Source organism: Desulfobaculum sp., assembly GCF_054921475.1.
Genome location: NZ_JBUDSW010000115.1, coordinates 1 through 10911, shown reverse-complemented (window position 1 = coordinate 10911; position 10911 = coordinate 1). Strand labels below are relative to the sequence as shown.

Annotated in this window: 7 protein-coding genes; 1 reads left to right on the top strand and 6 read right to left on the bottom strand. The window is 58.3% G+C overall.

What is annotated here, in order from left to right:
- Positions 1-642: 642 nt before the first annotated feature.
- The 6 genes from ACY69P_RS09055 to aprB all read right to left on the bottom strand — a co-directional run bounded on the left by ACY69P_RS09055 (position 643) and on the right by aprB (position 8770).
- A complete protein-coding gene (locus tag ACY69P_RS09055; RefSeq protein ID WP_404843293.1) occupies positions 643-1320 on the bottom strand; it encodes a hypothetical protein in 678 nt (225 codons plus the stop codon).
- A gap of 60 nt (positions 1321-1380) precedes the next feature.
- Positions 1381-2556, bottom strand: a complete 1176-nt coding sequence (gene qmoC, locus ACY69P_RS09050) for a quinone-interacting membrane-bound oxidoreductase complex subunit QmoC (RefSeq protein WP_404843294.1) — start codon at positions 2554-2556, stop codon at positions 1381-1383.
- A 12-nt stretch (positions 2557-2568) separates the two neighbouring features.
- Positions 2569-4833, bottom strand: a complete 2265-nt coding sequence (locus tag ACY69P_RS09045) for an FAD-dependent oxidoreductase (protein WP_462327234.1) — start codon at positions 4831-4833, stop codon at positions 2569-2571.
- A gap of 6 nt (positions 4834-4839) precedes the next feature.
- On the bottom strand, positions 4840-6078 hold the full coding sequence (locus ACY69P_RS09040) for a CoB--CoM heterodisulfide reductase iron-sulfur subunit A family protein (protein ID WP_404843296.1): 1239 nt from the start codon (positions 6076-6078) through the stop codon (positions 4840-4842).
- 169 nt (positions 6079-6247) lie between these two features.
- Complete coding sequence (aprA, locus tag ACY69P_RS09035; RefSeq protein ID WP_462327233.1) at positions 6248-8221, bottom strand: adenylyl-sulfate reductase subunit alpha; 1974 nt, start codon at positions 8219-8221, stop codon at positions 6248-6250.
- 63 nt (positions 8222-8284) lie between these two features.
- Entirely contained in the window at positions 8285-8770 is a 486-nt protein-coding gene (gene aprB / locus ACY69P_RS09030; RefSeq protein ID WP_404843298.1) for an adenylyl-sulfate reductase subunit beta, read from the bottom strand.
- Between the two features lie 897 nt (positions 8771-9667).
- Between aprB and sat the strand changes: the two genes are divergently transcribed.
- A partial coding sequence (sat, locus tag ACY69P_RS09025; RefSeq protein ID WP_462327232.1) for a sulfate adenylyltransferase occupies positions 9668-10911 on the top strand: 1244 nt, incomplete at its 3' end.

Genomic DNA, 10911 nt, shown 5'->3' with positions numbered 1-10911 from the left:
TTTGTACTACATATTGCGGCGACCCAGCTTAAGAACGAGCTCGTAACTCAAGGGCCTACGGTCTGCCGCAACAGCCGCCTTCATGCCATTCATGGAGGCGGCTTTCTTTTTTCTCCGCCTTTGGATCAGGGGTCAATATACAAGGGCCTTGCCCTTGAGCCGTCGGAGACAAAACCACTCCACTCCCCCGCCCGGCACACATGACAAGCTCAGCAAAGTCTCCGCCTATTCAATTTCGTCATCCAGAAGAACTGTCTCATACGCCTCCTTGCCCCAACGCACTTCGTGCAGAGGCCCCTGCTCCCTCCCCCAAAACCATTCTTCGTCCCATCTCAAAACGCGGAGTTGTCAGGGGTGACGACTGGCCCCTTAAATGGCATCCGGCCTGTGCGCTCATGGGATTCTCAAGGGCCCGCGGCCCTTGAGCCGTCGGAGACACAACCTCTCCGCTCCCCCACCCGGCAACGCACGCCCTGTTCCCTGCATCCTCTGGCTCCCCGCCCTGCTCCTCCCAAACAGGCCACGAGTCAGCTCCGAGTCAAGTCACCTCCTCCTTCCAGCGCAGGGCCCGCTCTGCCATAGAAAAAGCCCGGACCGCGAGCGGTCCGGGCTTGGGTGCATTTCTGCGTGATGGGGTCCGGTTTAGAAACCGAAGCCGCCACCGTCGTCGGAGGAGTCGGTGCCGAAGCCGAAGTCGGCGGAGACTTCACCGGGGGAATCGGTTGCGCCAGCGTCTGCACCGGCGTCGGCGGCAGCGGCTGCGCCTTCACCAGCGGCAGCGGTGACCACACCGTGCTTGATGACTTCTTCGATCTTAGCCAGCAGGTCGTCGACCTTGCCGGTGTAGGAATCGATTTTGCCTTCGGAAACCTGCAGTTTCTTTTCGCCTTCACCGAGCTGAGCCTCGTAGGTGGTGACCTTGGCTTCGGCGTCTTTCAGCTTGGCCTTGGTCTCGGCGAGCTCTTTTTCCAGCGAGGAGATCTTGGAGGCCTGCTCCTTGTTCTTCTCCTGGGTGTCCTTGAGCTGGCTCACGACGGAGGAGAGCATGTTGGAAGTCTCTTCCGGCAGGGGCAGCAGGGACACGTGAGCGCCAAACTTTTCGGCATTGCCTTTAATGCCGGTCAGCTCGGGGTTCTGCTCGTAGATCCACGCTTTAGCAATGGCCGCGGCGAACGGCTCGGACGTGGGATCGATATCCATCTGGGTCATGTACGCCAGCATTTCACGGATGCCGGCACGATTGGCATCATACTCTTCACCGGTGAGGTACGCGGCGAAGGTGGACATGGGGAAAACCTTGCGGTCTACGCTCTCAGCCATGATAGCCTCCTTATGTGAGGAAAGTCGTCTTTCTGGGTTAAGTCCTGTTTTGCACCGAGCTTAGCTCAGGGGCACTCGACCGATGTACCTGGCGTACACGAGAGCCACGGAGCGGTACACGACGTGACCCAGTTTGGACCAGGGCAAGTAGGCGAAGAGCATCCACACGGACACCAGATGCAAGTAATACATCGGGTAAGCGAGGGACGCCACGTCGGCCAGCCTGAGCAGTTCGCTGAAGATGCCGGTGAGGCCTACGGCCCAGATGACACCCAGCAGGAACCAGTCATAGTAGGACGACTTGGTCGTCTCTTCGTTCTGGTTCATGCGGCGACGGGTCAGGAGCGTCAGGCCGACGATCATCATCACGGCGCCAACGTTGGCCAGCAGTTTATGCGGAGCCCACAGCGGCAGCGGCGTATGACCGGCGGGAGCGATGAACTCAACGACCTTGCCACCCCAGTGGCAGAACGCGATGATACCGGTAACGATAGCGAGGGCAACGAAGCTGTAGAACAGCAGCAGATGGCCCTTGAACTTTTCCTTATCGGCCTCGGTTTCTTCGCCGCAGCTGGTGAAGTTGGAGTGCTGGCCGATCTCGTTCACGAGAACGTCCTTGATGCACGCCCACACGCTGGGCTTGTCATACTGGCCGACAAAGAGGGTACCTGGCGTCGACTGGAAGGACTTGATGAGCTTGGAACTGCCAATCACAAAGCTGAAGACCATAAAGAAGAAGGTCAACGCCATGATGGGGTCGATGGTGTAGTCTCCGGGGAAGACCTTACCAAAGACGATCTCACCGCTGGGGATGCTGAGGCCGGTGGTCAGGGACCACACGAACAGCCACAGCAGGGCCGGGATGGCGATGAGGATGGGCAGGTACTTGGAGGAGCTCATCCAGGTGCCGATGATCTTGGGCTCGACAAGGTTCTTGTATGCCATGTTGCGCAGGGCGGAAAGCAGGTCGCCCGGCTTTGCGCCACGGGGGCACAGGTCGGAACAGGTGCCGCAGTTATGGCAGAGCCAGATGTCGATGTCGTTGACCAGCTTGTCCTTGAGGCCCCACTGTGCCCACACCATTTCCTTGCGCGGGTATGGCGCATCTGCGGGCGCCAGCGGGCAGGCCACTGAGCATGTGGCGCACTGATAGCACTTCTTGAGGGTGTCTCCCCCTACCGACTGCAGTTCTTTAATGAACTGCACATCGGGTTCAATCCGAACAGCTTTCGACATGACTATCTCCTCCTAGAAGCCCTTGAACGGGTTGGGGCCCTTCTCCAGAATCATGTTCTGGAATTCTTCGATCATTCCAGGCACCTGATCGTACTCGTCGATGGCGACCTGATACTGCTCGACGCGGTCCGGCTCAACACCAAGGCGCTCAAGGGTCTCGGCGATGTTTTCCTTACGGCGATTGCAGATCTCCGAGCCTTTCACGAAGTGGCACTGGTAGTCGTCACCGTACTTGCAGCCCAGCATCATCACGCCGTCCACGCCCTTGGACATGGCATCTGCCACCCAGATCGCGTTGACGGAACCGAGGCAGCGCACGGGAAGGATGCGAACGTACTGGCTCCACTTCTTGCCGCGCATGGCCGCCATGTCGAGCGCCGGGTAGGCGTCGTTCTCACAGGCGAGCACAACGATGCGGGGACCGTCAGCTTCCATGTCGTCAGGCACGTTGATGGCCTTAATCATGGAACCAATCTGGTCGATGTTGTAGTTGTCGAAGCTGATAACGCGCTCGGGGCAGGCACCCATGCAGGTACCGCAACGGCGGCAACGCGTGGGATTCGGCTTCGGCGTACCGGTTTCGTCGTCGTCAAGGGCGCCGAAGGGGCACTCTTCCGTGCAGCGTTTGCACTGGGTGCAGCGCACGAAGTTGAAGACGGGGTACGTCAAGTCACCGGAGCGCGGATGCACGGACACGCCGTGATTCACGGATTCGATGCACTGGATGGCCTTGAGGGCTGCGCCCGCGGCATCTTCTTCTGCAGTATCCATAAGCATGGGCTGACGGACGCTACCAGCGGCGTACACACCGGTACGGCGGGTCTCGTACGGGAAGCAGATGTAGTTGGAGTCGCAGAAGCCGTCGAAGAGGTCCAGATCCGGGAACGCCGGACCCTGACGGTAGGCGAACTGCATGATGGGATCTTTGGCCGTGGTCGGGACGATGCCGGTGGGCACGACGACCATGTCGGCTTTCACTTCGAAGTCGTAGCCAAGCAGGTTGTTGGTCACGGTGATCAGCAGGCTGCCGTCGGCGTCTTCCTTGACGGAAGAGATGCCGCCCTTGGTCATCATCACACCGGGATTATCCTGAGCAGCCTTGTAGTACTTCTCGTGGATACCCTGAACCATCATGTCCTTGTAGATGATGTAGGCCTGACCGTCTTCATACTGCTCGGTGACGTAGCCAGCTTCTTTCAGAGCCACAACGGAGTTGACGGCGCTGGAGTACGGCAGATGGCGGTCGCTTTCGAGGTCCTTGTGGACGATGACGGCGGGATCGGCTTCTTCACCCTCTTCCGCAGCTGCGGCTTCAGCCTGAATGTCTTCTTCCGTCTTGGGCTGATAGAGGGTCTCGGGCTCGGCCTTCTCGGTGTTCAGCAGGAAAGCCACACGCTTGGCGGGCTTGCCGTCGGAGGGGCGCAGGAGCTGGCCCTTCTTGGCCATTTCTTCCACGTCCCACGTGGTGACCACGTTGGTGAAGGTGCCGTAGCCGAGGGGAGCGAGGATGGAAGGATCCTGCGGCACCCAGCCAGCGGCCAGGACAACGGCGCCGATCTTCTCTTCCTTGCCGCCGGTGAACTTGGCGGTGTAGGCACCGGGCGCACCTTCAAGGGAGGCCAGCGTGGTGCCGGTCAGCACCTTGATGCGGCTCTCGGCCTGCACATCGGCGATGAGCTTTTCAATGCCGGTGTCGTGCGCTTCGGTGTAGGGGTGCATCAGGGGGATGGTCTTGTGCAGCTTGGCCGCATGCCCACCCAGCTCGCTCTCTTTTTCGATGAGCACGGTGTCGTAGCCAGCGCGGGCTGCGTGCAGCGCTGCGTTCAGGCCAGTCCAACCGCCACCAACGACGAGAACGGTCTTGATGGTGTCAATCTTTGCAGGCTCTGGAATGGTGGTCTTCTGGAGCTTGATGACACCCATATTAATGTAGTCTTTGGCCATGAGGGACTTGGCGTCGGCTTCCGCATCATCGGGGCAGCACATGCCGCACTGCTCGCGGAGGTTGACGCGCTCGACCAGCACATTTTTGCCAAAGTCAAAGAATTCCCAGTCAACTCGGGGGGACGAACCGCAGATCAGAACGGAGTCGATGGTCCCGGCGTCGATGTCGGACTTAATCATCTTGACGCCTTCTTCACCGGGCAGAACCGGGTGAGCGGCGACGACAGGACACTGGGTACTCCAGCGGGTCTTCACGTACTCGACCAGCTCCTCAATGTTGAGGTATGGTCCGACGCTGGATTCGTCGAAATAGACTCCAATTTTTTCGGCCATTGTATACTACCTCCCTCTCACCGTCTGGATCGCCTTCATCGCGGCCCCGGTTCCAGACTGAGCAGATTTCATGACGTCAAGCGGCTTTTTGGCGCAGCCGGCAACGAAGATGCCTTTTTCTGCATTGCCAGAGGCAAAGCCGTCTTCGTCAACGGAAACATCAAAGGGCAGCTGCTCCTCGGACAGGGTGGGCTGCATGCCGGTTGCCAGTACGACCATGTCGAATTCTTCGCGGGTCTTGGTGCCGGCGATGGCATTTTCCACAGTCAGCACCACGGAACCATTTTCACCGTCGGCAGCTTCGGCGACTTTGCCCTTGATGGTGTGGATGTGCTCATCCTGCATCACGCGGTCGCGGAATTTCTGGTAACGGTCGGGGGTGCGAAGGTCGATGTAATAGATAAAGACTTCGCAGTCCGGGTTCGTGTCGCGGACATAGGTCGCCTGCTTCAGGGACGCCATGCAGCAAATGTAGGAACAGTAGTTGAGGTGGTTCTCGTCGCGGGAACCGGCGCACTGGACAAACGCGATGCGTTTGGGCGCCTTGCCGTCGGAAGGCCGGACAATCTGGCCGGAGGTCGGGCCGTTGGGAGAGGCGAGACGTTCCATCTGCATGTTGGATACGCAGTTGGTGATCTCCCCGGCGCCGAGGTTGGTCAAGTTGGTCACGTCGTAGGGCTTCCAACCGGTGGCGACAACGATGGAACCGACGCTAATTTCGACGGTCTTCTCGGCATCGTCCAAGTTTACACCTTCAACATCAGCAAGTTCTTTCAGCTCGTTACTCGAGCACTCGTCCTTTTCCAGGACGTAGCGGCTGGGGTAGGCGAAGGGCATGTCAATGTGCAGAGCCTTGCGGTTGCCCATGCCGAACTCGAATTCGCTTTCGGTGGATCCGGACAGTTCCTTGGCGGCCGCCGTAAGATCGACACTATTGGGGGTCGTGTAACGGGGCTTGATCTTCAACGTGACTTTGTAGTCACCCTTGGAGCCAGTAACGGAAACCACTTCCGCCAGAGTAAAAATATTGACCAAGGGGTTTTTCTTGATGCGCTGGAACTGAATTTCCAGCCCGCAGGAAGGCGGGCAGAGCTTGGGAAAGTACTTGTTGAGCTGAGAAACGCGTCCGCCCAGGAACGGCGTCTTCTCTACAAGAAAGACCTCGTGGCCGACTTCTGCGGCTTCAAGGGCGGCCGTTATGCCGCTGAACCCGCCACCGACAACGAGCACGCTGTTGTTTGGCATTTCAATCCTCCCTACGAAATCAGGTTCGGGCCAGTTTGAAAAATGGCCTAACCCTGAACAATGAACTCTTTCACTGCTGCTCAGGCTTAGACCATTTTTCTGAGCAGGCGGCCGCAGGCAGTACCTGCGGCCGCCGTTTCAGTAGTGTTTAGTCGGGGATGATCTGGTACTAGGGCTTCTTGAACACAGTCGGTTCCTTCTTCTCAGGAGCGTACTTGGAGTTCACGAAGCACTTCCACTTGCCATCGTCCAGGCCCAGGAAGTCGCCGCGGTAGTAGAAACCGGGGTAGCGGGTTTCTTCGCGGAACCGGATGTGCTGCATGTGCAGACGGACGGTCCACAGGCGGTGGTAGTTCTCCCAGCAGCGGAGCAGTTCGTGGAGGTCACGAGCAGCCAGCTTCATGGAGTCTTCTTCCATCATCTCGAGCAGCCAGAAGCCGGTGTCGAGAAGAGCCTCGGAGGTGGTGTAGTAGGTGCCCACACCGCCGCCGTACTCGTCGGTGGCCTTGACGAGGCGCATCATGAAGTTCTTGGGGGAGATGTACTCGGGGTTCACAACCGGGTCGGTGGAAGCGCCCTTGCCAGCCTCGTAGTTGTAGTACGGGCGGTAGATCTCCTTCTTCAGGTCTTCAGAGCTTTCCTTGATGGTGGGCTTGAAGTCCTTGTGATCGAGGTACCAGCGAACCATCTGCTTACCGACGATGCGGCCTTCAGCGTGAGCACCGGAGGAGAACTTGTGACCGGAGGCGCCAACGCCGTCAGCGCAGGTGAACAGGCCGTTGACGGTGGTCATACGGTTGTAGATCTTGCCGTTGTCGGCGCGGACCTTGTAGTCCTCGGGCACCCATTCTTCGTCGGGGCCGGAAGTCCAGATGCCGCAGCAACCGGAGTGGGAGCCGAGCAGGTAAGGCTCGGTGGGCATGATCTCGGAGCCGCGTTCCTCAGGAGCGCAGTTCATGGCAGCCCAGAGGTTGGCCTGACCAACGCACATGTCGAGGAAGTCTTCCCAAGCTTCAGCTTCGAGGTGCTTCTGCTCGGCCGGGGACATGGTCGCGAAGGAGTTCTGCAGGGCAGTCTTCGTGTCCATGAAGATCGGGCCGCGGCCTTCACGCATCTCGCGGAGCATCATGTGGTTACGCAGGCAAGTCGGGATGACATGGCCCTTGGCGTAGCCGCGATCCTCGTAGGGCTTCAGCATGGCGCGGTTGGTTTCGCAGTAGTCTTCGCCCTTGTAGTTGGTGGCCTTCGCCTTGAAGAGCAGGAACCAAGCGCCAACCGGACCGTAACCGTCCTTGAAGCGGGCGGGGACGAAGCGGTTTTCCATCATGGTCATTTCAGCGCCAACCTGAGCACACATGGTGTAGGTGGAGCCAGCATTCCAGACGGGGTACCAAGCACGGCCCATGCCTTCACCAGTGGAGCGGGGGCGGTAGATGTTCACCGCGCCGCCACAAGCAACAACAGCAGCGTTGCACTTGAAGATGTGCACCTTGTTGTCACGAGCGTCCAGAGCAACAGCACCGGCGATGCGGTTGGGCTCATTGGCGTCGAGGAGCATCTTAACAACAAAGATACGCTCCATGTAGCGCTCTTCGCCGAGGGCATTCTTGGCAGCTTCAGCAACGATGCACTTGTAGGACTCACCGTTGATCATCATCTGCCAGCGGCCGGAACGCACGGGCTTAGCGCCGGTACGCAGGGACTTGCCAGCGGCCTTGGCGGCAGCGCCGTCAAGGTTCTTGTCGTTGTCGTCCTTGCACCATACGGGCAGGCCCCACTCTTCGAAGTGGTGGACGGAGTCGTCAACGTGGCGGCCGAGGTCGAAGATCAGGTCTTCGCGGACCAGGCCCATCAGGTCGGTACGGACCATGCGGACGTAGTCGTCAGCGTCGTTCTCGCCGAGGTAGGTATTGATGGCGGACAGGCCCTGCGCAACGGCGCCGGAACGCTCGAGGGAGGCTTTGTCCAGCAGCAGGATCTTGGCTTCGGGGGCGTACTTGTTAGCCCAAGCAACGGCTTCCCAAGCAACACCGCAGTTGCCCATACCACCACCAACGAGGAGAATATCTACATCATGTTCCTCAATGGTCGGCTCGGCCAGAGCGATACCACGAGGCTCTTCTTTACTGGGAATCATCGGCATTGTCGTGCTCCTTAAGCTTAATGTCTTAATGCGTGAGACAGCGCGTAACGCACTTGAATCAGACTACAGGACGTCCTTGACGGTCCAAGTCTTGTCAGCATCAGCCACGTCGAACTTCTTGCCGAGGGCTTCCTTGGGGGCAACGAGTTCCGTCTCGGTGAAGAGCAGCTCGCTGTCCAGGTCGCCGGGCTCAGGCTTGCCTTCGAAGGGCTTGATGGAGCCTTCAGGAGTGGTACGGATGGGGAATTTGAAGCGCTTCACGGAACCATTACGGAACTTAATGGTCCACATGATGTCCTCGGAGGAACGCAGCGGAATGGAGGTACCGCCCATGGGAGCAAAGTCAGCGTAGGGACGTGCGGTGATAGCGCCCTGGGGGCAAATCTTCACACAGGAGTAGCACTCCCAGCAGGCTTCGGGTTCCTGGTTGAAGGCCTTCATCTCCTCGGGATCGAGGATCATCAGGTCGTTGGGGCAGATGTACATGCACGCGGTCTTTTCGCCGCCCTTGCATCCATCGCACTTTGAGGGATCAACATAAGTAGGCATAGTGAATCCTCCAACAAATTAGGGTTGAAATAACAACCATTCCAAAAACATCCCCACCACGAGCAGATGGAGAATGAAAAACCGAGATGACACCAAGCCGTCTCGTTTTTTTCGGTATCTTGACACCTTTTTCGCGGGATAAACCGCGTATGGTGCCGAGCAAATTCAGAGAGCCATCCCACTCGTGTGGTGGGGCGCTTTCGCGTCTCAAGCCTGCGCCCTTCGGGGCTTCCACCTTTGTCCAAACGCCGGGGATCAGAGCCTTTTCCGGTGCTTGTGATGGAATGAACAAGCAAGGTCTGTCTAGCAAGGGGGCTACCCCCTGTCAAGACGAAAGTGAATTATATATCAAGCGCGGCCATTGGTGCCTAAATCGGCGGCCTTCCCTAACTTCCTCCCCTTTTCCCAATGGGGATACAGGGGAATTTGTAAAGGCATCGAAAGCTATACATTTATTGATTTTTCATTGCAAGCTATCGTGGCCTATTTCTATAAGAGAACAACGACTGACCTGAGCCGAGATCCGTTCGTTTCGGCTATATCGAAATTTTTTCATCGCCATTCGTGAAAAAAACACTTAGCGTATGCCCATCGTTTTCAGCAACCCCGGATTAAAACTCCAAGAAGCTGAAAAAAGGGCAAAATGGCGCCTGTGTGGCGTTTTAGCCCCTTTGAACTGCAAAAAGATCGATTCTCCTCGTTAGGGGGTACTTGACATTTGCGCATTTTTTTCACAAACCCCAACGGACGGGCTTCATGCAAAGCTTTTTGGAAAGTCCGGCCGCCCTGTACACGGTTGTGTCTCCCGGCTGACGGGTGGAAAACAGGGACGACCGCTTGAAGACTAAGGCTGGGATTGTGAAATTTTCTACTAACTATTCGTAAAGGAGTCCCGAGATGTCCAAACTGCTCCCCCCTCATGGTGGTAAGGGCCTGGTTTGCTGCCTGCTGGAAGGCGCTGAACTCGAAGCCGAGATGAAGAAGGCCGAAGGCCTCAAGAAAGTCGAGATCTCCAACCGCGTGAAGGGCGACCTGATCATGCTGGGAATCGGCGGCTTCTCTCCCCTCGACGGCTTCATGGGCAAGGCCGACTGGAAGAGCGTCTGCGAAAAGATGACCCTCTCCGACGGCACCTTCTGGCCCGTTCCCGTCGTGTGTGACACCAACGACGAAAACGTTGCCGCTGGCGACGAAATCGCCCTCGTGAAAGACGGCGTCGTCTACGCCACCATGAAGGTCGAAGAAAAGTACGAGCTGTCCGACGACGAAAAGAAGTGGGAATGCGAGCTGGTCTTCAAGGGCCACGGCGAAGATTCCGAGCGCTTCTGGGACCTCGCTCTCGAAGACCACCCCGGCGTCAAGATGGTTATGTCTCAGGGCAAGTTCAACCTCGCCGGTTCCGTGAAAGTCCTCTCCGAGGGCGACTACCGCGACCGCTTCCCCGGCGTGTACCTGACCCCCGCCGAGACCCGCGAAATGTTCGAAGAGCGCGGCTGGAGCCGTGTTGCTGCCCTGCAGCTGCGTAACCCCATGCACCGCTCCCACGAATTCCTCGCGAAGATCGCTGTGGAAGTCTGCGACGGCGTCATCATCCACTCCCTGATCGGTAACCTGAAGCCCGGCGACATCCCGGCTGACGTCCGCATCCAGTGCATCCAGACGCTGATCGACCAGTACTTCGTGAAAGAAAACGTCATCAACGGTGGCTACCCCCTCGACATGCGCTACGCCGGTCCCCGTGAAGCCCTGCTCCACGCGACCTTCCGCCAGAACTACGGCGTGTCCCACATGATCATCGGCCGCGACCACGCTGGCGTTGGCGACTTCTACGGCCTGTTCGAGGCTCAGGAAATCTTCGACCAGATCCCCTACGCGACCTTCGAAGAAGCCTGCGAAGTGCCCGGTAAGGCTCTGCTCTGCAAGCCCATGAAGATCGACTGGACCTTCTACTGCTTCAAGTGCGACGGCATGGCTTCCCTGCGTACCTGCCCGCACGGCAAGGAAGACCGCGTCATCCTGTCCGGCACCAAGCTCCGCAAGGCCCTCTCCGAAGGCGCCGAGGTTCCGGATCACTTCGGCCGCGACGAAGTCCTCGCACAGCTGCGCGAGTACTACGAAGGCCTCACCGAAAAGGTGCAAGT

Coding starts and splice junctions, on each gene's coding strand:
- ACY69P_RS09055 (WP_404843293.1), bottom strand. CDS start 1,320: ATGGCTGAGAGCGTAGACCGCAAGGTTTTCCCCATGTCCACCTTCGCC.
- qmoC (WP_404843294.1), bottom strand. CDS start 2,556: ATGTCGAAAGCTGTTCGGATTGAACCCGATGTGCAGTTCATTAAAGAA.
- ACY69P_RS09045 (WP_462327234.1), bottom strand. CDS start 4,833: ATGGCCGAAAAAATTGGAGTCTATTTCGACGAATCCAGCGTCGGACCA.
- ACY69P_RS09040 (WP_404843296.1), bottom strand. CDS start 6,078: ATGCCAAACAACAGCGTGCTCGTTGTCGGTGGCGGGTTCAGCGGCATA.
- aprA (WP_462327233.1), bottom strand. CDS start 8,221: ATGCCGATGATTCCCAGTAAAGAAGAGCCTCGTGGTATCGCTCTGGCC.
- aprB (WP_404843298.1), bottom strand. CDS start 8,770: ATGCCTACTTATGTTGATCCCTCAAAGTGCGATGGATGCAAGGGCGGC.